At 53.0% G+C, this 24,464-nt stretch carries 23 protein-coding genes; 6 read left to right on the forward strand and 17 right to left on the reverse strand.

Annotation, left to right across the window (positions count from 1 at the left end; all coding sequences use genetic code 11):
- Nucleotides 1–41 precede the first annotated feature (41 nt).
- On the reverse strand, nt 42–761 hold the full coding sequence (locus M891_RS0105020; RefSeq protein ID WP_016313578.1) for an ABC transporter ATP-binding protein: 720 nt from the start codon (nt 759–761) through the stop codon (nt 42–44).
- Nucleotides 762–860: 99 nt separating this feature from the next.
- Nucleotides 861–2,204: an MFS transporter gene (locus tag M891_RS0105025; protein ID WP_232228289.1), complete on the reverse strand. Its 1,344-nt coding sequence runs from the start codon at nt 2,202–2,204 to the stop codon at nt 861–863.
- Between the two features lie 266 nt (nt 2,205–2,470).
- Between M891_RS0105025 and M891_RS0105030 the strand changes: the two genes are divergently transcribed.
- Entirely contained in the window at nt 2,471–2,938 is a 468-nt protein-coding gene (locus M891_RS0105030; protein WP_028538054.1) for a MarR family winged helix-turn-helix transcriptional regulator, read from the forward strand.
- Between the two features lie 166 nt (nt 2,939–3,104).
- Here M891_RS0105030 and M891_RS25510 read toward each other — a convergent pair whose 3' ends face one another.
- The 7 genes from M891_RS25510 to M891_RS0105065 all read right to left on the reverse strand — a co-directional run bounded on the left by M891_RS25510 (nt 3,105) and on the right by M891_RS0105065 (nt 9,398).
- Complete coding sequence (locus M891_RS25510) at nt 3,105–3,278, reverse strand: hypothetical protein (protein WP_016313581.1); 174 nt, start codon at nt 3,276–3,278, stop codon at nt 3,105–3,107.
- 26 nt (nt 3,279–3,304) lie between these two features.
- Complete coding sequence (locus tag M891_RS0105040) at nt 3,305–3,646, reverse strand: hypothetical protein (protein WP_016313582.1); 342 nt, start codon at nt 3,644–3,646, stop codon at nt 3,305–3,307.
- A 156-nt stretch (nt 3,647–3,802) separates the two neighbouring features.
- Nucleotides 3,803–5,332, reverse strand: a complete 1,530-nt coding sequence (locus tag M891_RS0105045) for an MDR family MFS transporter (protein WP_036699427.1) — start codon at nt 5,330–5,332, stop codon at nt 3,803–3,805.
- A gap of 149 nt (nt 5,333–5,481) precedes the next feature.
- Nucleotides 5,482–7,101 (reverse strand): ABC transporter ATP-binding protein, encoded by a 1,620-nt coding sequence (locus tag M891_RS23340; RefSeq protein WP_051416838.1) that lies wholly within the window; start codon nt 7,099–7,101, stop codon nt 5,482–5,484.
- Nucleotide 7,102: 1 nt separating this feature from the next.
- Entirely contained in the window at nt 7,103–7,708 is a 606-nt protein-coding gene (locus M891_RS0105055) for an ECF transporter S component (protein WP_051416847.1), read from the reverse strand.
- Nucleotides 7,709–8,120: 412 nt separating this feature from the next.
- Nucleotides 8,121–8,882: an energy-coupling factor transporter transmembrane component T family protein gene (locus M891_RS0105060; protein ID WP_028538057.1), complete on the reverse strand. Its 762-nt coding sequence runs from the start codon at nt 8,880–8,882 to the stop codon at nt 8,121–8,123.
- Nucleotides 8,883–8,885: 3 nt separating this feature from the next.
- Nucleotides 8,886–9,398, reverse strand: a complete 513-nt coding sequence (locus M891_RS0105065; RefSeq protein WP_232228292.1) for a GNAT family N-acetyltransferase — start codon at nt 9,396–9,398, stop codon at nt 8,886–8,888.
- Nucleotides 9,399–9,647: 249 nt separating this feature from the next.
- Between M891_RS0105065 and M891_RS23345 the strand changes: the two genes are divergently transcribed.
- Nucleotides 9,648–10,604 carry an alpha/beta hydrolase gene (locus M891_RS23345; protein WP_051416839.1) on the forward strand — a complete coding sequence of 319 codons (957 nt, stop codon included), beginning with the start codon at nt 9,648–9,650 and terminating at the stop codon, nt 10,602–10,604.
- Here the strand turns inward: M891_RS23345 and M891_RS0105075 are convergent.
- Entirely contained in the window at nt 10,586–10,786 is a 201-nt protein-coding gene (locus M891_RS0105075; protein WP_028538059.1) for an aspartyl-phosphate phosphatase Spo0E family protein, read from the reverse strand. The genes M891_RS23345 and M891_RS0105075 overlap by 19 nt on opposite strands.
- Before the next feature lie 220 nt (nt 10,787–11,006).
- Between M891_RS0105075 and M891_RS0105080 the strand changes: the two genes are divergently transcribed.
- The gene (locus M891_RS0105080) at nt 11,007–11,498 is read left to right on the forward strand and encodes a GAF domain-containing protein (protein ID WP_028538060.1); all 492 of its coding nucleotides are present in this window, start codon (nt 11,007–11,009) and stop codon (nt 11,496–11,498) included.
- Between the two features lie 231 nt (nt 11,499–11,729).
- Here the strand turns inward: M891_RS0105080 and M891_RS0105085 are convergent, their stop codons facing one another.
- Nucleotides 11,730–13,820, reverse strand: a complete 2,091-nt coding sequence (locus M891_RS0105085) for an endonuclease MutS2 (protein ID WP_028538061.1) — start codon at nt 13,818–13,820, stop codon at nt 11,730–11,732.
- A gap of 807 nt (nt 13,821–14,627) precedes the next feature.
- Between M891_RS0105085 and M891_RS0105090 the strand changes: the two genes are divergently transcribed.
- Entirely contained in the window at nt 14,628–16,499 is a 1,872-nt protein-coding gene (locus M891_RS0105090; RefSeq protein WP_028538062.1) for an LTA synthase family protein, read from the forward strand.
- Nucleotides 16,500–16,575: 76 nt separating this feature from the next.
- On the opposite strand, the gene M891_RS0105095 is transcribed toward M891_RS0105090, so the two are convergent.
- Entirely contained in the window at nt 16,576–18,012 is a 1,437-nt protein-coding gene (locus M891_RS0105095) for an MATE family efflux transporter (RefSeq protein ID WP_016313594.1), read from the reverse strand.
- 148 nt (nt 18,013–18,160) lie between these two features.
- Here M891_RS0105095 and M891_RS0105100 point away from each other — a divergent pair, with 148 nt between their 5' ends.
- Nucleotides 18,161–19,066, forward strand: coding sequence for a helix-turn-helix domain-containing protein (locus M891_RS0105100; RefSeq protein ID WP_028538063.1), 906 nt, complete (start codon nt 18,161–18,163; stop codon nt 19,064–19,066).
- A 72-nt stretch (nt 19,067–19,138) separates the two neighbouring features.
- Here M891_RS0105100 and M891_RS0105105 read toward each other — a convergent pair whose 3' ends face one another.
- The 5 genes from M891_RS0105105 to M891_RS0105125 all read right to left on the reverse strand — a co-directional run bounded on the left by M891_RS0105105 (nt 19,139) and on the right by M891_RS0105125 (nt 22,903).
- On the reverse strand, nt 19,139–20,179 hold the full coding sequence (locus tag M891_RS0105105; RefSeq protein ID WP_232228293.1) for a phosphodiester glycosidase family protein: 1,041 nt from the start codon (nt 20,177–20,179) through the stop codon (nt 19,139–19,141).
- Between the two features lie 266 nt (nt 20,180–20,445).
- Nucleotides 20,446–20,853, reverse strand: a complete 408-nt coding sequence (locus M891_RS23350) for a rhodanese-like domain-containing protein (protein ID WP_051416840.1) — start codon at nt 20,851–20,853, stop codon at nt 20,446–20,448.
- Nucleotides 20,854–20,858: 5 nt separating this feature from the next.
- Nucleotides 20,859–21,170: a rhodanese-like domain-containing protein gene (locus M891_RS0105115; protein WP_028538065.1), complete on the reverse strand. Its 312-nt coding sequence runs from the start codon at nt 21,168–21,170 to the stop codon at nt 20,859–20,861.
- A gap of 21 nt (nt 21,171–21,191) precedes the next feature.
- On the reverse strand, nt 21,192–21,464 hold the full coding sequence (locus M891_RS0105120; RefSeq protein ID WP_036699430.1) for a metal-sensitive transcriptional regulator: 273 nt from the start codon (nt 21,462–21,464) through the stop codon (nt 21,192–21,194).
- A 170-nt stretch (nt 21,465–21,634) separates the two neighbouring features.
- Nucleotides 21,635–22,903 (reverse strand): ABC transporter substrate-binding protein, encoded by a 1,269-nt coding sequence (locus M891_RS0105125; protein ID WP_232228290.1) that lies wholly within the window; start codon nt 22,901–22,903, stop codon nt 21,635–21,637.
- Between the two features lie 496 nt (nt 22,904–23,399).
- Here M891_RS0105125 and M891_RS23355 point away from each other — a divergent pair, with 496 nt between their 5' ends.
- On the forward strand, nt 23,400–24,440 hold the full coding sequence (locus M891_RS23355; RefSeq protein ID WP_051416841.1) for a LacI family DNA-binding transcriptional regulator: 1,041 nt from the start codon (nt 23,400–23,402) through the stop codon (nt 24,438–24,440).
- Nucleotides 24,441–24,464: the final 24 nt, after the last annotated feature.

A 24,464-nucleotide genomic window follows, 5' to 3' on the forward strand; every position in this document is an offset into this window, starting at 1 on the left:
CTGTTTTCCGGGCTCCCTCTTTTTTATTGACACCGCTCTCATCAATCATTGACAGTTAAAGCATCGAAGCAATCAAACAAGGAAGCCCCCGGCATCCCCGCAGCCGCACGGATATCGTCCAGCGAGCCGCCCGCTTTGACCTGTCCGTCGGCAACAAGAATAAAATCATCACAAATCCGTTCCGCTGTATCCAACACGTGCGTGGACATCAACACGCCGGCACCGCGGCGGCGCTCTTCTTCCAGCAAGCCAAGAAAATCTTTGGTCGCCCGCGGATCCAACCCAATAAACGGCTCGTCCACAATATATACATCCGGACGGCCAAGAAACCCGATCATCAGCATCATTTTCTGCCGCATGCCTTTGGAGAAACCTCCCGGCAACAAGTCGCGCGCGTCAGTCATGCGGAACTTCTCCAGCAACGCTGCAGCTTCCCGCTCAAACGTGGACTCGTCCATTCCATATACGGCAGCAGCCAGCCCTAAATGCTCCCATAACGTCAGCGTATCGTAAAATACCGGCTGCTCCGGAATATAAGCATAATGGTTCGCCCCGCCATGAAAGGTCACCTCTGCGTCTGCAAACGGCAGCAGGCCAAGGATCGCCTTCAGCGTGGTGCTCTTCCCCGCTCCGTTAGGCCCAATAAGCCCGGTAAGAACACCGGGCTTCACTTCGAGTGAAATTTGCTTGATGGCGGCCTTTCCGGACTCATACCCCGCCTCATGAATATTCACTTCCAACCATGCTTGTGTTTGTTCCAATAAGAATCTCCTCGAATCTCCAGTCATTTCTTTCATTATAAGACATGATGGCTTTTTGTACATGTCGCACCGGAAACCAGGAAAATCAAGCTGCTTCCGTTACGCCTCCACAGCCTCTACAGCCTCCGCCCCCGAAACCGCTGGTACAGCTGCGGCACGATCCCGCTTCATAATGGCCGGAGCAATCGACAAGAGCAGGAAGCCCATAACGGCCATGAGGCTGCCCGATAAAATGAAGGCGGGCTCCGGCCCAAAGGCGGTCACCAGTGAGCCGCCAAACAGCGGTCCAATCAGCGTTGCGGTCGAGGTCAAGCTCGATACCGTACCGAATACGCGTCCGGTCACCGCTTCCGGGGTCCGCTGCTGCAACGTGACCTGAAACGGGATAAACGTCATCCCCGCGCCTAACCCGGCGAAGGCGAACAGTGCCAGCATCAACGCCATCACTCCTTCGGTAAACGTGACCTGGCTTACGATAAAGCCCGCTGCCGCGAACACCAACCCCAGCATGGCTCCGCCGATCCCCATTTTATACAGCGGCGTAAGTTTAAGATGCCTCGTGAGCCACGCTGCAGTTAAGGTCCCAACCCCGCTAAACGTGATGCACCACCCCAGCAAATCGTCGGGCACCCCGGGGATCTCCCGGAACAAGACCACAGCTTGCGAATCAGCGATTTGCAGAACAAGCAAACACGCGCACAAAGTCAACGTGGCAACGGCAAGCAACGGAATGCCGCCGATAATTTTGATGCCAGCCGCCATTTCGGTCCAAAATCCCCGCTTCAGTTTCCGGGACGCTGTCGCTTGCCCGGCTTCCCCTTCCGCCGGTGTCGACGCCGCGCTCCGCAATTTTCCAGGCACCTTGGTAAGCAAGAGCGCCGAAATAAGAAAAGTTCCTGCGTCTACCACAAAACATACGGTTACGCTAAATGCCGCCGTCAGCATTCCGCCCAAAGCCGGGCCAATGATTTTAGTGCCTTGCTCAATAATTGCACTGTAGGAAACCGCCTGCTCCAGTTGCTCATGCGGCACGATCTCCTTAATTTTTCCGTTCTTCGCCGGGGAGAAGATGACGTCCAAAAATCCCTTGGCGATTAACAGGACGTACACTTGCCAAATCGCGGTGACGAACACAAAGCCGAGCAGTACTCCAAACCGAACGAGGTCGGAGATAACCATCAACTTTTTGCGTTCAAAACGATCTGCCAGCATCCCCGCCAACGGGCCGCCCAACAAGACCGGCAGCACCATACAAAGCGAGACCATTGTGATTTCCCAAGGCGTGGCATGCCATTTCAAGCCAACCATCGTCAGCAAGGCGAGCAAATACAACCAGTCGCCGATATTGGATACCAACTGCGCCGATAACAGCGCCAAATATGCACGGTTTTGCAAAATACCGGAGCCCTCCCGGCCGGCTAAACCTTTCCCGAATCTTCGCATCTTCGTCATCCCCTACTCCGCTTTGATTTTATGAAGTTATCTTAATGAATCGGAAAGGGGTTTCCATCCGTCTCGGGGCCGATTCCGTCCCTGCGCCGCAGAATGAAATTTTTGCGGTCTGAAGGCAGAGCGAGTTACATTTATTTCCATACAAAAAGACGCAAATTGTGATAAATTATATTTTTTTTAAATCTCAGGTGGTTTAAGATTACAAGTACTCGATCAAGTTCAAAGATTCACAAATATAAAATAAGGGCGGGATGCACATGATGACCACCGAACAACGCGGAACGGATTTGTCACTGCATTTGTACCGGGTTTTTGCCAAATCATTTAAGAGTGTCAACGAACATGCAGTTATGGGGAGCAAAATCCAAGGATTTAATCCGACGGCCTTTGCCGTTCTGGAGGTCCTGTATTACAAAGGCTCTCAACCGATTCAACAAATTGGCGCGAAGCTGCTGCTGCAAAGCGGAAACGTAACGTATGTCATCGATAAGCTGGAAGCAGCCGGCTTGCTGCACCGCACGCCTTGCCCACGCGATCGGCGCGTAATTTATGCTAATCTGACGCCTAAGGGCAAAGAGCTGATGGACCAACTGTATCCGGAGTATGCGGAGCGGATTGACCACGCGCTGAGCGGGCTGACCGATGAGGAGAAGAAGGTCATGATTGAATTGCTGAAGAAAATGGGCCGTGAAGCTGAGAAGCTTGCCCCGTTGCTGCGGAAGTAAGATAACAAATAGGCTGTATCCATGGCTCATCGGCATGATGAACCTGGACACAGCCTGCTTCGGCATATCCCTGAGAATTTCCTTACATAAAAATACAGTGATGAAATCACCTTATTCTTAGGAGCTATGGGCCCGATAAGGTGATTTTTTATGGTTGCTCCAACCCTTAATGGGTCGGGTCCATATCCTTGTTGTGATCGCGGTTTTCCATATTGGTGTGCCGTCGGTCATTCACCTTTTGTTGCATCTGTTGGGCATGATGGGCGTTGACCGGCGTTTGGTCCAGATCCTCTACGACATTCGTCAAATTTTTATCGATTCCCGATTTGCTTCGTGACATAAGCCTAAGTCCTCGCTTTCTCGTTGTTAAGGGTTCGTCAGCGGCGCTAAGGCTTGCGCGCATTCATGAATATGACGGACATAGTCTCCGGTTAACTCCTGAATTTCCTCGCTGTTCTCGGCAATCGTCTGCCCATCCCGCTCCACATCTACCAGCTCGACACGAACCTCGCGCGGGTCCATATAAGAGCATTGAAAATCGAAGGAATAAAGCTGATGTCCCGCCGCATTAATATGAATCCGCAGCCCCTGGGGGTCCGCCTCATCAGCTTGCACCTGCACGGAGTCTCCCGGGTTCAAATATTCCGGCAGCTGCTTCTGCCAAGCGTTGACGAGCGTGTGTTGGTCCACATTCATGACCTTGTTCATAGTTACACCTCCCCTTTCCTCTTAAGGTGCGGAGAGGCAGGCTTTTTTATACCGTTTCATGTAAAAGATACAGCCAAACGAGGTCCACTCAAAGGTCGCTGGAAAGCCAAACGGGCCGTCCCCATTTCAGAGACCGCCCGCAGCAATCACATAAATTTAAGCTCTATCGAGATCGATGGAGGGTTCCCCCGCCTCAACGTCCTCCTCTTGCTCCGGTGCTTGGTTGCGCAGCCCGAAAGCGAATAAGATGCCCACGATCGCAAGCACAGCCATGACGATAAACAGCGTATCCAGGCTTTGCGCCAGCACTTCCTTCAGTTCAGTCCACAGATCGGGAGAGAGCAAATGAACTTTTTCCGGGGACAGCAGCTGGTCGATATCATCCTGGGAGATTGGAATCCCTGATGCCGTGCCGTTCTTCGTCCGGGCGACAATCTGCAGATTTATCAAAGTCCCAAAGGCAGTGACTCCGATCGTCTGCCCTATCGATTTGACGAAGGAGTTCAGCGCTGTCGAAGCCCCGCGCAAGCTATAGCCCACGGAGGATTGGGAGATAATCGTAAATACGGTAAACGAAAAGCCAAATCCGACCCCATACAGCGCATTATAAATCAACAGCGGCCAAATTGGCGTGCTGTCATGGATCGTAGCTAATCCTACCGCCCCGAGGGCGATAATCACCATCCCGATCAGCGAAGTTTGACGGCAGCCGCGGGTGATGATCCAACGGCCGCCCAGCACGGAGCCCAACATCCAGCCGATGGACATTGGGGCGAGTACCAGCCCGGAGGTCGTCGCATTTTGCCCTTTCACCCCTTGAATCCAGAGCGGCAAGTACGAGGTTAATCCGATGAGCAGGGCACTCGCCAACAAACTGGTGATATTGGAGAAGGCGATATCCCGGATTCGGAACAGCTTCAGCGGCACCAGCGGCTCCTCGGCCCGTTGCTCGACGATGAAGAAGAGCACCAGGAAACCGGCGGCCACGGCAAACATCCCGATCAGCCAAGGCGAGGCCCAAGCCAACTGCTGCCCGCCCGTCGCCAGCCCAATCAGCAAAGCGGAGACCCCAATCGTAAAGGTGACGGCCCCCAGATAGTCCACCTTCACCTTCCGTTTCTCGATCTGTTCATGTAAATAGACGATGATGAAATAGAGCGACAATAGGCCAAACGGTACATTAAAATAGAATGCCCAGCGCCAATTCAACGAATCCACGACATATCCGCCCAGCAACGGTCCAATCAAAGAAGAGATGCCCCACACCGAGCTGATCCATCCCTGAATTTTGGAGCGTTCCTCAATTGAATAAATGTCGCCGATAATCGTAAATGTCACCGGCAGCAGGCCGCCGGCTCCGATGCCCTGCAGGGCGCGGAACCCGATCAGCTGACCCATGCTGTGAGCCGTACCGGACAGGACCGAACCCGCCAAGAACAGCAGGGAACTGATCACAAACACCAGCTTGCGGCCGTACAAGTCACTGATTTTGCCAAAGATTGGCGTTGTGACGGACATGGTCAGCAAATAGGCGGTAAACACCCAGCTCAGCAGCCGCGCGCCGCCCAGATCCCCCACGATCCGCGGTCCGGCCGGACCGATGACGGTGCCTTCGATCGCCGCTAAAAACGTAGACAGCAGCAAGCCCGTCAAAATATAATTCCGTTTCAATTGCATTGGTTTCATGATGAAATAAAACTTCCTTTCTTTCCATACCGGGCAAGGATTCCATAAACTCTCATTATAGTTGAACCCTCTGAAAAAAGAAAGCGGATGACCAAACCAGAACCTTCTTCTTCTGGTTTGTCATCCGCAATGGAAGTATATTAATTCGTTTAGTGAATCTGCCCTTCCGCGATTCGCCAACGCTGGATGGGCTGGCCTTCAAACAACTCCGGCTCATGGGTGATCATGATCAGCGCGGCCCCTTGATCCAGCGCCTCACGGCATAACACCGTCAACAAGCGGACGCCGATGTAATCGATGCCCGCCGTAGGCTCATCAAGGATATACAGCTTCTTGGGGCAGATCATGACCGAGGCGGCACTTAGGAGCCGCTTCTCCCCGCCGCTTAAGTAATAGGGCGATTCGTTCATTTTGCCGCTTAAGCCGATCGCCTCCAGCATCCGTTCCGCGCGCTGCCGCACTTCCTCCGGGACCGGGTCCCGCGGCCGCAGTCCCAGTTCGGCGCGCGGGCTGTACAGCAGCTCGTCCAGCACCGTCGAAGCGACAAATTGCTGTTCCGGCTGCTGGAACACATAACCGATCTCGGACGCCAGATCGTATAGCGTCCGGCGAGCGGTATCCTGGCCCTGCCAGAACACCGTCCCTTTGGGCGGGCGCAGAAGGCCCATCAGCAGGCGGGACAACGTCGTTTTGCCGGAGCCGTTGTCCCCGCACAGCAGCCGCCATTCACCGGGGTACAGCGTGAGGCGGATATCTCGCAGCACCGGCTCGGCCTCGCGGGCGAAGGCGTAGCTGAGCCCGCGCACCTCGAGCAGGGGCGTGCGGCGCGGCGCGGCAGTCGCGGGAGCCGAAGCTGGAGCCGGCGGTGAGGCAGGCTCCGCCGGCGACTCGGCAAGGGCCGCGGCAGCGCGCCGCGCACCCGAGGCGGGGCTGCCCTGCGGGGCCCCGCCCTCGCTTGCGGCGGCAGGCCCCTCCGGGCCGCCGCCGCTTGGGCCCGGGCCTGCTGCCGCCGCCGACGCCTTGCCGGCCGGCAGCAGGCCCAGCGCTTCCAGCCGCGCGCTCGCGCCGCGGCGGATGCGCTCCGCCGGACCGTCCAATGCGACGGTTCCGGCGTCCAACACGACGAGCCGCGGCGCAGCCAGCGCGAGCTCGTCCATCCGGCCGGACATCGTGACGATGGTCCGGCCTTCGCCGTGCAGGCGGCGCAGCAACGCCAGCAGCCGCCGGCGCGAGGCGGCGTCGAGGCTGGCCGCCGCCTCGTCGAGCACGAGCAGCGGCGGCTCCAGCGCCAGCACCGCCGCGATCGCCGTGCGCTGTCGGCCGCCGCCGGACAGCGCGTGCACGGCCTCCAAGCGGCGCGGCGTCAACGCCACCGCCGCCAGCGCGTCCGCGACCCGCCGTTCCAGATCAGCGGCGGGCACGCGCAGGTTCTCCGGGCCGAAGGCAACTTCGTCTTCGACCCGGCCCTGCACGAGCTGCGCGTCGGGGTCCTGGAACACGACCCCGACGCGCCGAGCCACCTCGCCGATCGCCGCTTCTGCGGGATCGACGCCGTCCACGCGCACTCGGCCCGACCGGCTTCCTCCCCCGGCACGGGGGAGATAACCGCTGATCAGCTGCGCCAGGGCCGATTTGCCGCTGCCGCTCGCGCCGACAACGGCCACCCACTCCCCGCGTTCCACGGTGAGCGTCACGTCGCGCAGCGCCGGGGCGCCGCCTGGCTCAAAAGCATAGCTGACGTTCGCCAGCTCCAATGCCGGTTGCGGCATGTTACGCCTCCGCCCGGCCGCCGACCGCGAAGCGGCGCAGCAGCCCGCTGCTCGCCAGCGCATCGCCGAGCAGCTTGACCAACAGCCCGCATAGAATCATGCCGCTGAGTACCCGAACGACGAGGGCGATCAGCAGGACATCTATGCCCCACTTCGTGTAACCATACATTTGCGCCGCAAAAAAGAACCACAACGGCACCATCGCCCCGCCGGTAATGAGCAGCATTGGCAAGCTCCAATTTTTATAACGAACAAGGGCAAAAGCGGCTTCCACAATCACCAAATAACAAGCCGCGGCCACAAAACAAGATAAAATGCCATAGGCCGTTCCCATAAACGCTTGGACAACCGCACCGATCCCATAAGTGATCAGAGCTGTCCCCGGTTTGCGGATAATATAATACGCCAGCAAGCCATAAATCATATACAAACCGGTAATCGTTGAGGTGAGGATCGGTCCCCCCAGCCCATTCAGCGCTTGGTTCACCGGCGACAGAAACACCGTCATGACCGCATTCGCCGCGGCCAGCATCGCCATAAGTACAATATCAAGCGTCGTAAAGCGCTGAAGCACTTTGCCGGAACTTCTCTCTTTCACTTGAACCATCCTCTCATCCATTCGAAAAATCACACTACATTTCTGCGTTTTACTACCTTTGGGGCGAATTGTATTCGAAATTTCATACATATTTGCACACTCCCCAGGCAATTCCCCAAATTCTATATGAAAAATCGAATACATTACAGGCGTATCCCCCCATTACAGCCCAATGTATTCGAAAAATCATATACATTTCGCCTGTTTCACAACTTTCGGGCGAATTGTATTCGAAATTTCATACATATTTGCGCGCCCCCAGGCAATTCCCCTATTCAGCGCGATAATTGTTAACCACAATTAATAATCTAGGTTAACAATTAGCTCGCGTCAAGTCCTTTTTTCAAATTAAAGTCGGAACTGCCCTTACCCTCAGGGCCTGCATGCCTGTAAAAACCACCCTTCAACGAGTCAAACTCTGTTACAGCATCCACAGGCCCGCCGTCAGCACCAAGCTTGCCAGCATCGTCCATACCCCCGCCGCCTTCAGCGGTACATCCCGCAAAAACGTACGCTCCCGATACGCACCAAATCCCTTCACATCCATCGCTCCTGCGGTTTGTTCCACACGGCGGATCGCCCCGGTGAACACCGTGACCAACTGGCCCCGCCACTGCGCTAGCCGTTCGGCAATCCCCCGCGGTTTGCGACCCAACCGAAGTTTACGGGCGGCGGCCGCCTGTCTTCCTTCCTCCGCAAGCAACGGCAAGAACGTCATTGCCAGCGATACGCCAAATACGAACCGGTAAGGCAGCTTTAAACGAGTCGACATCATCACAACAAAATCCTTGGGATTCGTGGATTCAATATACGCCAGCGAGGACAAAAATAAATTCACCAGCCGTAACGTCACGGCGGCAGCGTCCTCCAGCGCACGGCCTGAAATCGGCAGGATTCCTCCGCCTCCGGCACCTCCCTCTTGAAGCTGCACCGCCAGCGCAGTAACCACAAATAACGGCAGGCCAAAGCCCAAAATCCAGGCGATACGCCGCAATAACCGCCCCCAGCCGATTCCGGCCCCCAGCTTGGCCCCCGCTGCCAATGCCAGCAACAAGATCACCTGCCGCTCCAGCTCGTCCCAATGCATGGCAAGCGTAGCAATACAAGCTAACGCGACCAGCTTGCTTAGCGGATCCAAGCGGTGCAGCAGGCCGCCGCTATATTTCTGCTCAGACTTCCTCATCGCTTAAGTTGCTCCTCCCGAGTAATACTCTTTCTTCAACAAAGAATACATCAACAAATCCACAAAACCTTTCTCCGTCTTCTGATATTCCCGAAGCAACCCCTCTTCCACAAACCCAAATCCTTTCAGCAATTTACGGGAAGCGTCGTTGCGCGGATCGACCAGCGCTTCAATCCGGTTCAGTCCCATCGTCTCGTAGCCGTACGCAAGCAACATTCGCAGCGCCTCCGACATATACCCGTGCCCCCAATATTCGCGGCCCAGGTCATAGCCGATTTCCCCGCGATAAGCCCCGGCCAGCTCCCAAACATTATAACCGCAGCTGCCGATCAGCTTCTGTTCTTCCTTCAGCTCAATACCGAAACGGAGCGCATCCTCGCTCTCGGATAAACCGTTCAGCAGGTTAATCATTTCCCAAGCATCCTCCACCGAAGCAAACGGTGGAACATTCATATACTTAGTGACTTCCGGATCGCTCCAATACCGAAACATCACCTCGGCATCGCTTCGCTCCATCCGCCGCAGCCGCAGCCGTTCGCTTTCCAGCACAGGTATGTCTCCGCCGCATTTGTACACGTTCGCCTTCCTCCCTTTCCACTTGTGGTCATGGATCGCAGCATCTTTAACTAGCTAATCATATCGGAATGGGCACGTCAAAGGGACAGGAGAAATTTTCCCTACGGCGATTTTCCTTCCAACTTTTCGGTGATACTATAAAAGCGTAAGAGAGCTTCATGGATAGGCTCGCAAGGAGGAACCAGCAACATGGTATTTACGATCGTTATTTTGTTTTTCATGCTGATTGTTTTGGCATTCGTAACTGGTCTGCCGCGTTTTGCGGTGCGCCAAATCACCCAGATGCGACTGCAGACGAACGAGAGCATCTACGAGTATTTGGAACGAACCGGGGTATTTACGCGCGACCAATTCGAACGGCTGCCGAAACGACAAGTTCAAGTCCGATCCCGAGATGGGCTGAAGCTTAACGGGTATGTTCTGGAACTGTTTCCGGGAAGCCAACGCTGGATGATCATCGTCCACGGCTATACGGTTTCCTTGCTCGCTTCCACGCAATACATTGACGTGTTCCGGAAGGCAGGGTTTAACATTCTGCTGGTCGATCAACGTCGACATGGCGGCAGCGAGGGGGATTACACGACCTATGGATATCAGGAAAAATACGATGTCCAAGCCTGGGTCAACTGGATTTTGGAGAATTACGGGGAAAAGAGTGTGATCGGCCTGCATGGCCAATCGTTGGGGGGTGGAACGGTGCTGGAGTATCTTACCATCGCCCATCCAAACGTGAGATTTGTGATCGCGGACTGCCCTTACTCGGATTTGACAGAGCTCATTCGACATCAGATCAGCAAGCTGAACAAGCTTCCAGCCAAACCGCTCTTGCCGCTGGTCGATAAGTTGCTGCATCGCAAAGCCGGCTTCCGTCTGCATCAGGTCAGCCCGATTAAAGCCGTTGAGAACAGCACGCTGCCGGTGTTGTTTATCCACGGGACGGAGGACAACTACGTTCCCACTTATATGAGCCGGGAGATGTATCAAGTGAAGCCTGAACCTAAAGAACTGCTGCTCGTGGAAGGCGCGGTTCATGCCAATGCATACGGCATCAATCCGAAGCGGTATACCGAGGTGGTCCATGCCTTCATCGAGAAGGCTCTTGGCGCAGAAATGCCTGAGGCGACCGCTTATTTGCCAAGCATTTGACTTTGGGCCATCACGATATACTGATCCAGACGCTGGCTTAATTCCAGAATGGTGCCGCTGCTGAAGTCATCTTGGGTAGCGGCATTCATCAACTCCATACGCAGATGCTCGATGGTTGCCTTCAAGTCGTTGCTGATTTTATTATTGGTACAGCTTGCGCTTCGGAGAGATTGAGGTACCATAAAAATCACCTTTTCATTAATCTTGTCCCTATTTTATCGCATGATGCCAAAAAACATATTTTGCAAATTTGATAAAAAATAGCACTCAGTGTCGGACTTTGTAAGATTTTAACGTTCCCTTTCCATCTGGGTGCTATCACTCGACAAAAAACTCCTTTATAATAGACCTATCGCTGCCGGCAACCTGATCACGCCGTCAGTTTTAAGGAGGGAATGATGCATGTTTCATGCCAATGAATATAGCGGTACCCGCAAAGAGCAGCAGCAAGCTGTCTTGTCGCAGCTTCAAGCGCTCATCAGCGGAGAAACGAACCAGGTAGCCAATTTAGCTAATGCGGCTGCCCTGTTGAACCATTACCTGGACGATATCAACTGGGTGGGCTTTTACTTATACGACGGCAACGAGCTCGTGCTCGGACCGTTTCAGGGCCTACCGGCCTGCATTCGGATCCCGCTTGGCAAAGGAGTCTGCGGCACCAGTGCAGAACGCCGCGAAACGCTGCGGGTGGAGGATGTCCACGCTTTCCCAGGCCACATTGCCTGTGATGCAGCATCCAACAGCGAGATCGTCGTGCCCATCGTGAAGGAGGACCAGCTGATCGGCGTTCTGGACATCGATAGTCCGCGGAAAGGTCGGTTTGACGCGGAAGACCAAGCGTTCCTTGAGCAATTCGTGGCGACGCTGGTTCAACAGCTGCCAGTTCCCGCTTAAAGACGGATAACCGAAGCTTACACTGACTGCGCCAGGTTACGATTCCTGCAAAAGTGCAGTTTTTCTCGCTCAAAACGCCAAATTTCCGGGAATGAGCAGAAAAAGCCTGCACTTTTGCAGTTTTTTCCCCGCCACAAGTAAACGAAAGCGCGAGCCTAGGGCCAAACGAAACGGCCATCTAAGCTCGCGCTTTTTCACCTATACCCGACGCCGACGCCGGCTAATTCCCGTTCAAAGTCCATCCTCCCCCGGTTTCTTAATGATCATTAATCCTTCCACGTGCCGTTTGCTCATCAGCTTGCGCTTTTTCCGGTTTTCCTTCGAATCGAAGACGATGTCCAAGTCGTAATCCTCCGGATACAGAGACTCGCTCTTGAGATATGGCTTTAAGCGTTTATGGTTCACCTTGATTTTCTGCTTCTGGACCTGAACTAACGCCATACCGCGAAAATCCGGCGGTTCCACGACGATGCCAATCTTCCCGATGGAGGTGACGAGAACGGCGTCACCCACCTCAAACTTACGGGGAAGCGAAAGGGCTGCTTCTCCGGTTAACGCCCCGGCGTCAGCAGGTTGACCTGCGCCCCCTCCGTCCTCCTTTCTTTGACCGTTCAAGCCTGCTCGCAAGGCTTCCGGTTGTGCCGTCACTCCCGCCTCCTTCTCCCGCTGTCCCGTTTCTCGCGAGCTCCAGGGCACAGAAGACGCCTTGCCTCGCCCATCTCTCGCTTCTGCTGCCGGCTTCGCCGGAACGATCTCATCCCAGCGCAGACCGCCGCTGCCAGAGCCATCGGGGGATTGCTGGCGGCTGACGATATGCTGCGAGCGTTCGATGATCCCGCCGGACATCCCGAGCTTGCGGGCAATTTCGATCGCATAACTGCGGCCGGATTGCCCGATGGTCAGCCGGTACAGCGGACGCAACGTCTCGGCGTCGAATTCCATCCGCGCGTTCTCAAATCCTTCCGCCCGGGAGGCGAACGTCTTGAGTTCGTTGAAATGGGTCGTGACCATAACCGTTGACCCTTTCCGGGCGAACTCTTCCAGAATCGCGATCGACAAGGCGATCCCTTCGCCGGGATCGGTCCCCGCCGCCAGCTCATCGACCAGCACCAGGGTTGCAGGCCCCGCCTCCTTCAGAATTTGCACCAGTGCGCCAATCTGAGCGGAGAACGTGCTGAGCGACTGTTCCAGGTTCTGACCGTCCCCGATGACAGCGCGAATGCCCTGGTACACCGCAAAGCGGCTGCCCGGTGATACCGGTACCAGCAGCCCCGACTGCACCATCAACGTCAGCAGGCCAAACGTCTTAAGAACGACCGTCTTCCCGCCGGTATTGGGGCCGGTGATAATCAGCGTCCGGTACTCTCTTCCGATCGCCATATCCAGGGGAACCATCGATTGCAGCAGCTTCGGATGCTTGGCCCCGCAAATCACCGTCTCTCCGGTCTCGCTGAGCTGCACCTCGATCCCGCCGATCGCCGCCGCGTATTTCGCCTTGGCAAAAATAAAGTCATACAACCCTGTAATCTCGATATTCCGGATCAGATCAGCCGCTTCCCGTTCGACCAATCCGGCAAGGTATCCGAGGATTTTCGCTTCCTCCCGCGCCTCTTCGCCTTGAAGCAGCTCCAGCTCGCCTTGCAAGGCAGCAACCTCCTGCGGTTCGATGAACGCGGTCTGCCCGCTGGTCGATTGGTCCAGCATCCGGCCGTTAACTTGCTTGTAGTAGTCTTTTTTCACCGGAATCACATATCTGCCGCCGCGCACGCTGACGATGTTCTCCTGCAAAATCGAAGCATGCCGAGCCATGACGGCCTGAATCCGCTTCTGGATCCGCTCTTTGACGATGCTGATTTTTTTGCGTACCTTCTCCAGCTCCCGGCTGGCGTCATCCATAATCACTCCGTGCCGGATGCAGCGGAGAATCTCCTGCTGCAGAGCAGGCAAGTCCTGCAAATCCGCCGCATAGACGCCGATTCTCCAGGCCAGCTCGCCTTTGGCGGCCATATATTTCTTAAGCTGCCCGCAGCTGTGCAGGAACATCTGCACCGCCGTCAAATCCTGCTCTGTGAACAGATAGCCTGTGCCCAGCAAAGAGACGACCTGCTCGATCCCTTCCAGCGAAGGCAGCGGGACACTGGCTCCTTTTTCATACAGGGCAAGCGCCTCCGCCGTTTCCGCCATCGCCCGCTCGACGGCCCGCTTCTCCATCATCGGTGCGAGCTCTTCGATGCGTTTTCGACCAGCATAAGATACTGCATATCTCAGCAATTCCTGTTTGATGCTTTCATATTCCAATGTGCTTAGTGAAAATCTTTCCAAGGGAAAGCCTCCTTCAAATGGGGTTAATCTTCCTTCTTTTCGGAAATAAAAAAGGCAAAGGACGCACGTATGCCATCCTTTGCCTATACTCCTCCCGCTCGCTGCCGATCTAAATAATCAAAAAAGCCGTGCTGAAAACAGCACGGCTTCATCGTTATACAGATAACGGCAGCTACTCGGATGAGCTGCAAGATGCTTTCGTGTGTGTTCTTAACTACTTCATAGACCGAAACAAGCGTACGGGAAAATACATGCACGCTTATAGCTCAAGCGGCACGTTCTGTACCCTGTGTAACCGTCTCTATGAGATTACTAGTTAAGAACCTTCACCGACATCAATATCTCTCCTCTTTAGAGGTTGTTCTAAAAGTCATCTTTCGATCACGAAGCTAACTCATCGAAGTTTACTCGACATCGAATCTTGAATTCACCCGGGCCTTCCGTTGCTCACGTAGCTTCCAGCTACGCTCTGCTACTCAGTCCCTAGCTTCATTCAACCTTCTCGGTGCTCCAAACCTGACTTTTAGAACTTTCATTAAATCGGGTGGTTCTAAAAGTCATCTTTCGATCACGAAGCAACATTTCCGAAAAGAAAGATTACCTTTAATTTACCAAAAAGGGGCGTTATCCGTCAATAATACGGCTTTCGACGCGTTGCGTCTCACTTTAAGTGGAATATCTTGCTAATTGAGTGAATTGATTAATTTTATTCTTGCGGCTATTTCATGTATTATATATGAGGTGTTAAAATTGTAAACTCGGCATTAATTCTAACTAAGGAGTTTTTACGGAAAGGAAGGAAACGAAGTGTCACAGTTCAATCGCATCCGGCTCGCCAGCATCAAGCCGTTTGTCTTCTTCTCTGTCATCATGATCTTCAAGATTTATCTTGTCTGGACGGCTATCTTTGATGTAGTACCCGCTTGGGGGCCATTGTTGAAGGAAATCCCGTTTATCTGGATTTTGTTCTGCTTGATTGAATGGTTCTCCTCCAAACGTAAGATCGGCCTTTATTTAACCGTCAATCTCATCGTTACAGCCGTATTCTTCGCCGCTGTTATGTACCATAAATATTATGGGGTTATCGTGAACTACACGGCCCTGCAGCAGGTGAATCAGGTTACCGCGGTGAAGAACAGCGTGTTCTCGCTGCTCGCCCCTTATTATCTGCTGATCTTTGTGGATATCGTGGTGATCGGCTTCTGGTTGTTCCGGAAGAAACGCGCAGAGAAGTTGAAAGCTTTATTTAATCTAAGAAAAGCCAGCACCGGCGTCATTACCGGGATTTTCGCTTTCTCCCTGCTGCTGTGTATCTTTAATGTATGGCCGAACCGGGCCAGCATGAATGAGATCAAGCAGGCTGAGCAAATGGGCATCCTGAACTATGAAACGTACACGATTTTCTCCAGCGCCAAGAAGGAAGAGCTGGTTGACAAGGACGAGATCTCCCAGGCGAAAATCAATAACTTGAAAGGCATTACCCCTCCGGCTGAACCGAAATATTTTGGTGCGGCCAAAGGCAAGAATCTAATCATCATTCAGATGGAATCGTTCCAGAACTTCCTGATTGGCCTGAAGATCGATGGTCAGGAAGTTACGCCAAATATGAATAAACTGGTTAAGGAAAACACCTATTTCAGCCATTTCTATCAAATGGTCGGACAAGGAAATACCTCAGATGCCGAGTTTGTGGTGAACACCTCGTTCTACATCCCGTACAATGAGGCCGCAACGCAAAACTACCCGGACAAAGATCTGCCAAGCTTGCCGAAGCTGATGCGTGATCAAGGGTATGATACGGCAACGTTCCATACGAATGTCGTTGATTTCTGGAACCGCGGGGAATTGTACAAAGCGATTGGCTTCAACCGCTATTATGACCAGAAATGGTTTGGTACCGAAGATACCGTCTTCTTTGGACCTTCGGATGAAGTGCTCTACAAGAAGACCATTGAAGAGTTGGATCGCATGCAGCAAACGGGACAGCCGTTCTACACTCAAGTGATCTCGATGACGGCGCACCATCCGTTTACAACACCGCATGACAAGGATAAAATTCAGCTGCCTGAGCGTTACCAAGACAATATGGTTGGCGATTATTTGCGGGCGCAAAGCTATGCGGATTACGCCCTCGGCCAATTTATTGAGGATTTGAAGCAAAGAGGCATCTGGGACAACAGTGTGGTTGTCATTTATGGGGACCATCTCGGCTTGCCGATGTATTCGCTGGATAAACATGGACTTGAACTGATGAAAGAAATTTACGGACGGGATTACAGCTACATTGATATGATCAATATCCCTATGCTCCTTCATGTGCCGGGTACCGAATTGCCTGAGGTCATGGACAATGTAGGCGGTCAAGTCGATATCCTGCCGACGGTAGCCAATCTGTTTGGGATCAATCTCGATAACCATATTCACTTTGGTGAGGATCTGCTGAACCAAACCTCTTACAACCTGTTACCGCAGCGTTACTATCTGCCTTCTGGATCGTTCATCAATGACCAGGCGCTGTTTATCCCTGGGGTATGGTATGATGACGGGACGAAGTATCCGCTCCCTAAGGATGGCGTGACCCAAGCGTTAACAACGGAAAGCGAGTATAACCGTGCGCTTGAATTGCTCCGCCTCAGCGACAGTTACGTCAAACAGCTGCCTGATCGAGAGAAAGAGTAGGAGTTCGCACAAAAACAGAAAGAGCCGCAGGCGCCCTTCCGGGCCGCCCTGCGACTCTTTTTTTTATTTGCACATTCTATAATGCCGAAGGAGCAACGCCATCCATCGTCTGATTCCCTTGCCCCTGTCCTTGGTCTTCCTGGGCCCATCCCCGTTCTTGCAGCAGCTCCTGCTCTTTTCTGCGCAGGTACTTACGCCCTCTCCAACGGAAGAACGAAAAGACGCCGCGAATATATTCGTCGCTGATCATGCAAGCGTAAATGGCGATAATGCCCCAGCCAATCGAAACGCCAAACAAATACGAGCAGCCGGTTGCGACAACCGACATAAAGATCAAGGAAATGATCATCGTGTACCGCGTATCCCCGACTGCATTTAACGAGTTGCCGAGGGCCATGTTGATCATTTTGCCCGGCTGCAGCAACAGATTGAGCCAGAGCAAGGCCGCGCAGAGGGTTAAAATCTCGGGATCCTGCGTAAACAGCCCCAACAGCTTCGGACCAAACAGCACAAGGATAAATGCGTTGACGATCACGAGCGGCAGCCCAAAGGCCAGCACGCGGTATACGGCACGGTAAGCTTCTTTGGTTTTGCCTGCACCGTACAGGTGAGCGATCTGGATCTGCGCCGCCATCGCCAGCGAGAAGCCCAGCATAAAGCAGAACGACTCCAGCGTATTCATATAGGTTCTGGCGGCCAACTCGGTTGCGCCAAGCATCGCCAGGAAGGAGAAAATCGCCAGCTGCGAGAACACCCAGCTCGCCGAATTGACCCCCAGCGGCCAGCCGATGACCAGCACCTCCTTAAACAGCTTGCCATCGTAGACAGACATGTCCTTAAATCCGATTCGACGCTGAAACGTACCGAGGAAAATGAACAACAACACAATCGTAGCAACGAAGCGGCTGATTACCGTTGAAATTGCCACGCCAGTCAGCCCCCATTGCGGAAATCCAAACGCTCCAAAGATAAAGCAATAGTTCATCAGGATATGCAAAACGTTCATGCCTACCGCCGTGTACATCGGGCCTTTCGTATTTCCAGTGTTGCGGATCGCAGTGCCAAGCAGGGAAATCATCGCGGTTAGAATCATCCCTCCGCCAACAATGGAGATGTAGATTTTCGCTAGCGGCAGCAGTTCATTCGGAAGCTGCAATATCGTAGCGATGGGACCAGGAACAGCGATCAGTAAAATACTGAGAAAAAGACCAATTCCTGCCGTCACTTTGAAGGCGATGATCGCAACGGTCCGCGCATCCTCTTCGCGGCCTGAACCGATCTTCTGGGCGATTACAATCCCCGCCCCGCTAGCGACGGTAGCAAACAGCGTTGTCAGCGCATTAAACAACTGGTTGGAGAAACCCACGACCGCCACCGCATTGTCGGAAATACGACTGACCATCAGCGTATCGACGGTTCCCAGCAAGATTTGCAGAAACAACTCGATAAATATAGGCCATGCGAGCAGCCAGAGAGAGAATTTATTCTTCTCGCCGCCCTTGTTACTTTTCATTATTACAACCTCCTGAAGTTCGGAGAATCCCGCGGATTCCCTGTCATCGTGTTAGCATGAAACACATTATAGATGGTAATTTCGTTTTGATGTATCATTGAATCAACTCGATTTTTCAATATTCCAACCTAAGAGGAGTGGGTATCCTTTGCCTCCCATCATTGAATTTACCGCGCCGCCACTTCCCCACTACATCGTCAGCGGCTCAGCGGTGATCCCGGTCGGCGGCAAGCATCCCAGCCGGCAAAATATCGGCGCCTTCGACCTGCTGGTCGTCGAGTACGGATGTTTATATATCAGCGAAGAAGGCCGCGATTACGAAGTGCCCGCCGGACACTCGCTCATCCTCCGCCCGGACTGTTACCACTATGCGCTGGAAGGCTGTCGGGAGGATACGCTGCACCATTGGCTGCATTTTCAACTCTTGGGCGAATGGCGCGTCGTTGAGGAGGAAGATTACCAGCATTGCAGATGCAGCCTAACGGATCAGGGCACCCCTGGTTCAATTTCACTGCCTCCGTTCACGGCGACATCGTATACCGTCCCTCTGCCCCAATACGCGAAGCTGGCCCAGCCGCAGAAAATGATCGCGCTGCTGAAGGAACTGACGGATTTGAATCGAGATCTCCATTTGGACAGCGTCCGATTGCGCCAGCAGTCCCTATTTCAAGATGTAATCGTCGAACTGTCGGCCTCCTCATCCAATGCCAGACTCTCTCCGCAGTCAGCCTGCGCCGAGAAGGCAGCCTCCTATTTGCGCGAGCATTATAACGAACCCTTCTCCGCGCAAAAGCTTGGGGAGAGTATCAATTTCCATCCGGTCTATATCGCCCGCTGTATGCAGAAGGTGTTCGGCTGTTCGCCTGCCGTCTACTTGCAACGGCTGCGCATCCAGCAGGCTAAGCTGCTGCTTGTGCAAACCGATCTGACCATCGAACGGATCGCCGAACAAGTGGGATTTAACCAGGCCGCATATTTCACCGCTTGCTTCAGCAAGACCGAAGGCATGTCCCCGCGAAAATATCGTCAGCGCTTTACTTGGAGCAAGGACTAACGGATTTACTACATAACAAAGAGGCCGGGCAAAAGGGATACTCCCCTCTGCTCGGCCTCTGCTTCTGCCGCCTCACTTCTTCCCGGGATCAATGTCCTGTGGACGCAAGCCTTCCCAAATGTTCGGGATGTTCACCTTGGACGGATCCTCAAAGACGAGAAACGCGGTTGGCAAATACCGCTCTCCGTATTCGGACGAAGGCTTGTTCACGATCTCCCCGCCTTCTTTCACCAATACGGTAGACGACCCGCCGTCCAAATTGGCGGCGATCACGGCGCCGCGTTCCAGCATAATCTGCTGAACATCGTACAGGCTGGCGCCGATGCTGTAGCCCGGCTGACGCCCGTCGATGACAACGAACAGGATCGCGCCGTCTTCGCGTTGCCCCATGGCCGTCCGCGGCGCGATGCCCCAGCCTTCTTTTTGACTGCGGATCTGTCCTTTGCCGTTTACGATAATTCGCGGCTGAAACGTCACCGCTTCCTGAATCCCCAGCTTGTTCAATTCCTCCAGCGTATATTTACCGGCGATCATCTTGCCCTTCTTGTCCAGGCCCACGATCTGCGTCGATGCCCCTGAACTAATGCCGTTGTAATACAGCTTCCCTTGGGAAATGACCACCCCAATCGGCTTGAAGCCGTTGCCTTTCCAGTTCGGGTCGGCAAAGCCGCCGCCGTTCACGCCGGCTATGGCACCGGTCCGCGCGACCATGCTGGAGACCTTCTCCCCTTTGCCCCGTTTCGCTGGAACCCCCAAACGGATTTTGGTCGGGTCGTTTACAGTAAGCACGTACCCGTGATAGCTTTTGCCGGAGACCTCTTCAATTTCAATGAGCGGCTTCTCCGCTTGTGTGTCTTCTTGATCCTCCGGGTCGGGCAAATCAATCGTATGGGTGTCCTTCTCCGTTCCCATCTGCTCGAATTGCGCCTGGTAAGCGGCGACCCGTTTGTCCAGCTCGGCTTGTCCGATGATATATTTGGCCCAATGGCGATGCTGCGTCGTAATCAGCGTATCGGCCATTAAATAGCGCATATTGTTCCCTGACGGGGTAAAGAACAACCAGAATAAGGCCACCGTCCCGATCAGCATCATCGCGATGATCAGCCGGGACATCAGATAGAAAAAACCACGCTTCCGCCGTTTCTTAGCGGACGTACGCTTCTTAGCCCCCGTTCCCCGCTTGGCCGACGCGCGGCCTGTCCGGCTTGTCCGGCTCGCGCGGCTGGGTAATGTAGGCGTTGGCATGATGCTTGTCTCTCCCCTGCTCTCTAATATACTTGCTGTACAATAAACGTTCATATTAGTCTGAAAGTTTCAACCTCACACTCGAGCGCGTGAGAACCATGATCGCTTCACTGTACACCAAAAACCCGCCTGCATCAACAGGCGGGGCCCTTCTCTAAGCAAGGCTTCCGCGAAGATCCTTCCCGGCAAGCTTCTCCGCGCAAGGCGTAGAGCTGCTTGAAGCCTCGTCTGCGTAAAATTCGTGCTGCTTTTAACACCGCAGATCGACGGTTTGCAATGATCAGAACAGGACAAGATGGCGATAACTCCTTATGCCATAGAAACGGCAATCGACCTAACGAAATGTTAATCGCTCCATCCAGATGGCATTCTTCATAATAAGACGCGTCCCGGACATCCAGCATCTTCGTCTGCGGCGGCAGGTCGAACCCGCGTAAGCCCTTCTCCCCTACGAACTTTAGGCCCGGGACAGGCCATACCAACCGAAGTACATATCCGCTTATCCAGGCGGCAAGCAACAATCCTCCTGCCGTGATCAGCATGTCACTCACTCCACTTCATCCTGCCAAGTCAGCATTCCGCCGGTCATGTTGACTACACGGTAGCCTCTCTCACTAAGCAGCTCACAGGCCAGACTGCTCCGCCCGCCGCTGCGGCAGACGACGATTACCTCTTCCTCCGGATCCAGCTCTGCTAACCGCTCTAGCAGCTGTCCCAACGGAATATGCTTAGCCCCTGGAATGTGGCCTTCAGCCCACTCCAATGGCTCACGCACATCCAGCACATGGACCTGCTCGCCCCGCTTCAACCGCGCGGCCAGCTCGTCCGGGGTTATTTCCTTCTGTGGCTGAAACGCCATCGTTATCGTCTCCTTTTCAAATTACCGGCTCTTGACCAGCAGCTCTACCGCTTCCTTCACCAAATGGGCGGTGTCGCCCCCTTGAGCCTGCTCCTCCAAGATACACTGCTGCAAGTTATCCGCAACGATCTGGGCCAAAGCCTTATCCGTAGCACTCCGCACTGCAGAAAGCTGAACTACCACTTCCTTGCAGGGCTTCCCTTCCTCCATCATACGAAGCACTCCGCGCACCTGACCTTCGATTCGTTTCAATCTCCGTTTGACTTCTTCCGCATAGAGATGTTCCTCAGCCATGTCCTGCACTCCTTTCCATCATTCATCGTGCCTGACATCTCGTTCAAGTGGATACCCCCACGGGTATACATGATAGATGAAAGTCACCCCCTCGTCAACCTTGCACGGTGAGCGAAATACAAAAAGGGCGGAGACTAATCTCCGCCCTTCAGCATGATTACATATTCGGCTTATTTCCGATTGGCAACTTTATCCCATTCCGTATCCAAGTTTTTCAGGAATGCATTGACATCCTTCTTAAGCAGGAACTCTTGAACCAAAGCGTCAAGCTTCATGGCACTTGGAATATAGTGATCTGCAAAATCAGAGATTTGTCCAGCTGCAAAGGCTTCTTTGAAACCGTCCATAATTGGATCACTTTGCGATACGCCGGTGATCGCCGGGAACGCTTTTTGTTCATCGATATATTGTTGTACATTTTCCGGTTCCAGCAAGAATTGGACAAACTTCATAGCTTCTTCCGGATGTTTGGTATTTTTAGCAACCGTCAACAGCGTATCCACGCCGGAAATGACTTTGTTCTTCGTCGGGTCATTGGTGGCCGGCATCGGGAACACGCCCAACTCGATGGAAGGGTTCGCCTTCTGAATTTCCGGAATTGCCCATACCCCTTGCATATACATTGCAGACTCGCCTTTAGCGAACCCGGCATTTCCATCATTATAACCTTTGCCAAAAATGTCTTTTTGCCCGTAGTCCAGAAGCTTCAACTGTTTCTCAGCCACTTCTTTAAAGGCGTCAGCAAACTTCACCGAACCCTCTTGGCGTTGTTTGAAGATTTCCGTACCCACGATACTTGGTTCCAAAGCATTGAACGGCACTAACACGGTCCATGCATCTTTATAGGTCAGATAAAAAGGATTTATCCCTTGAGATTTGAACGTCTCTGCCGCAGCAATAAACTCATCCCAGGTTTTTGGTACTTCTACGCCGGCTTCGGCAAAGATCGCTTTGTTATAAATCACGCCGCTGGCGTTCGCCGAGAATGGGATGCCGTTCACTACATCCGATCCGGTCAAATCGTTCATCATTTGAATATAAGCTGGTTGAATCGAGGAGAGAATTGCATCACCTGTGAAGTCTTTGAACACCCCTCCGGCAGCCAACGACTTGTAAGTATCCGTTGCCCCCATACCAATAACATCCGGAATTTCATCCTTTGCCGCTCTTGTCTTCAATACGGTTTCCGCGTCAGGCGGGTTTACTTGCGTCACCTTGATATTAGGATTCGCTTCGTTAAACTTCGCAATCAGCTTGTCGAAGGTATCCTTCGCTTCCGTTTTATTTTGGAAAAATTCGATTTCAACTTGCTTGTCGGAAGTGGCAGTTGATCCGTTGTTGGATGCCGTTCCTGCGTTATTTCCTCCACCATTACCGCAAGCGCTAAGCATCGAAGCAGCTAACAACCCTGCTAATACGGGTGCTATGATTTTTTTCATCATGTTTTATCCCCCTGATCGTAAAATTTTCACTGTTGGCGTAGGACAGAAAATAGAGGTTATCAGGATACGTAAACGTTTACTTTTTACTCAATATGTACCCATTCAGCCACTACTTAAGCCCCTTCTCGTGAGTAACCATGAATCCTTCGTTGACTTCACCTAGTTCCGGACTTCACCTCTTTGCGTTGGTTTCATCTCTGCAAGGTAAACGTTTACGAACTGAGACAATGAAAGCCATTAGTTCTTCCATTTGCGCTCATTTCAAATCAAACGCTCGGAAACGTAAACGCTTACCTAAATATATCCCTGTGTGATAGGTTTGTCAATAATTTTGATCAAGCATTTTTTTCGCCTTCGATCCTACAAGACAATTCCCCCTCTCCCCTAAAAATATCGTTGACAAATAGGAGCACAAGTTCTAAAATCGAGTAAGCGTTTACGTTGTCTACTATCAGAGTAGAACCATATTGAAACGAATGAGGCGGGTAATATCATGAACCCTACCATCAAAGATGTTGCCAAAAAGGCCAATGTATCCATAGCTACCGTATCCCGTGTACTCAATAATTTGCAAGGCTATTCGGAGCAAACGAAAGCCAAAGTATACCGAGCCATCGAGGAAATCGGATATCAGCCTAACGCCATCGCCCGGGGACTGATCAATAAGAAAACCCAGACGATCGGCGTGATGTTTCCGACTGTATCAAGCCTGTTCTCTTCTGAGATTCTCCACGGTGTGGAGGACTTTGCTCAGGATAACGGATACAGCGTTATGGTATGCAATACCGATTCAGACGGAAAGCGGACTCTCAAATACTTACAGGTATTGCGTGAGAAGCAGGTTGATGGTTTGATCTTTTCCAGCGAAGTCCTGAAAGAAGAATACTATCAGACACTTCAGCAAATGCGAATTCCTTATGTCCTCGTCTCGACGGAATCCGGCTATGATCATGTACCGTATATCAAGGTCAACGATTTTCAGGCCGCTTATGATGCCGTAGAGTATTTGATTCGATTCGGCCATCGCAAAATCGCTTTGCTGAGCGGTACTAAGCACGATACGATCGCCGGGATTCCAAGAATTGAAGGTTACAAGAAAGCCCTTGAGAACCACGGCATACCGATTAACGAATCTTATATCGCCTATGGAGATTTCTTATTCGACGTAAGCTATAAAGCGATGGAAGAACTCTTAAGCCGGGCCCCTGATATCACCGCCATCTTTGCGGCGAGCGACGAGATGGCAATTGCTGCAATCTCTGTAGCTGCCAAGTATGGAATTAAGGTGCCTGATGAGTTGTCCATTATCGGATACGATGATCTGAAGCTGGCCCAGATGTCGGTTCCCCCTTTGACTACCGTACGACAACCATTGTACGATATGGGCAATCTAGCCTCTCAGAAACTGATTCACATGATCAAAACGGGGAAAGCCGAAAGCAGCTGCATCGTAGCCCATTCCATCGTCGAAAGACAGACGGTACGGGCGATTAGCTCCCATGACAAGCGGGATATCCATAATCCAAAAACGTAAGCGATAGCCTGATGGTCAATGATC

Origin of the sequence: Paenibacillus sp. J14 (genome assembly GCF_000518465.1) — a bacterium.
Taxonomy (GTDB): Bacteria; Bacillota; Bacilli; order Paenibacillales; family Paenibacillaceae; genus Fontibacillus; species Fontibacillus barengoltzii.

What these genes read in the sequence shown, in the direction of transcription:
- M891_RS0105045 (WP_036699427.1), bottom strand. Translation starts at nt 5,332, where the DNA reads ATGAAACCAATGCAATTGAAACGGAATTATATTTTGACGGGCTTGCTG.
- M891_RS0105025 (WP_232228289.1), bottom strand. Translation starts at nt 2,204, where the DNA reads ATGCGAAGATTCGGGAAAGGTTTAGCCGGCCGGGAGGGCTCCGGTATT.
- M891_RS23355 (WP_051416841.1), top strand. Translation starts at nt 23,400, where the DNA reads ATGAACCCTACCATCAAAGATGTTGCCAAAAAGGCCAATGTATCCATA.
- M891_RS0105115 (WP_028538065.1), bottom strand. Translation starts at nt 21,170, where the DNA reads ATGGCGTTTCAGCCACAGAAGGAAATAACCCCGGACGAGCTGGCCGCG.
- M891_RS23340 (WP_051416838.1), bottom strand. Translation starts at nt 7,101, where the DNA reads ATGCCGCAACCGGCATTGGAGCTGGCGAACGTCAGCTATGCTTTTGAG.
- M891_RS0105120 (WP_036699430.1), bottom strand. Translation starts at nt 21,464, where the DNA reads ATGGCTGAGGAACATCTCTATGCGGAAGAAGTCAAACGGAGATTGAAA.
- M891_RS0105060 (WP_028538057.1), bottom strand. Translation starts at nt 8,882, where the DNA reads ATGAGGAAGTCTGAGCAGAAATATAGCGGCGGCCTGCTGCACCGCTTG.
- M891_RS0105065 (WP_232228292.1), bottom strand. Translation starts at nt 9,398, where the DNA reads ATGGAGCGAAGCGATGCCGAGGTGATGTTTCGGTATTGGAGCGATCCG.
- M891_RS0105075 (WP_028538059.1), bottom strand. Translation starts at nt 10,786, where the DNA reads ATGGTACCTCAATCTCTCCGAAGCGCAAGCTGTACCAATAATAAAATC.
- M891_RS0105030 (WP_028538054.1), top strand. Translation starts at nt 2,471, where the DNA reads ATGATGACCACCGAACAACGCGGAACGGATTTGTCACTGCATTTGTAC.
- M891_RS23345 (WP_051416839.1), top strand. Translation starts at nt 9,648, where the DNA reads ATGGTATTTACGATCGTTATTTTGTTTTTCATGCTGATTGTTTTGGCA.
- M891_RS0105095 (WP_016313594.1), bottom strand. Translation starts at nt 18,012, where the DNA reads ATGAAAAGTAACAAGGGCGGCGAGAAGAATAAATTCTCTCTCTGGCTG.
- M891_RS0105105 (WP_232228293.1), bottom strand. Translation starts at nt 20,179, where the DNA reads ATGTCCCGGCTGATCATCGCGATGATGCTGATCGGGACGGTGGCCTTA.
- M891_RS0105040 (WP_016313582.1), bottom strand. Translation starts at nt 3,646, where the DNA reads ATGAACAAGGTCATGAATGTGGACCAACACACGCTCGTCAACGCTTGG.
- M891_RS0105055 (WP_051416847.1), bottom strand. Translation starts at nt 7,708, where the DNA reads ATGGTTCAAGTGAAAGAGAGAAGTTCCGGCAAAGTGCTTCAGCGCTTT.
- M891_RS0105080 (WP_028538060.1), top strand. Translation starts at nt 11,007, where the DNA reads ATGTTTCATGCCAATGAATATAGCGGTACCCGCAAAGAGCAGCAGCAA.
- M891_RS23350 (WP_051416840.1), bottom strand. Translation starts at nt 20,853, where the DNA reads ATGCTGATCACGGCAGGAGGATTGTTGCTTGCCGCCTGGATAAGCGGA.
- M891_RS0105125 (WP_232228290.1), bottom strand. Translation starts at nt 22,903, where the DNA reads ATGAAAAAAATCATAGCACCCGTATTAGCAGGGTTGTTAGCTGCTTCG.
- M891_RS25510 (WP_016313581.1), bottom strand. Translation starts at nt 3,278, where the DNA reads ATGTCACGAAGCAAATCGGGAATCGATAAAAATTTGACGAATGTCGTA.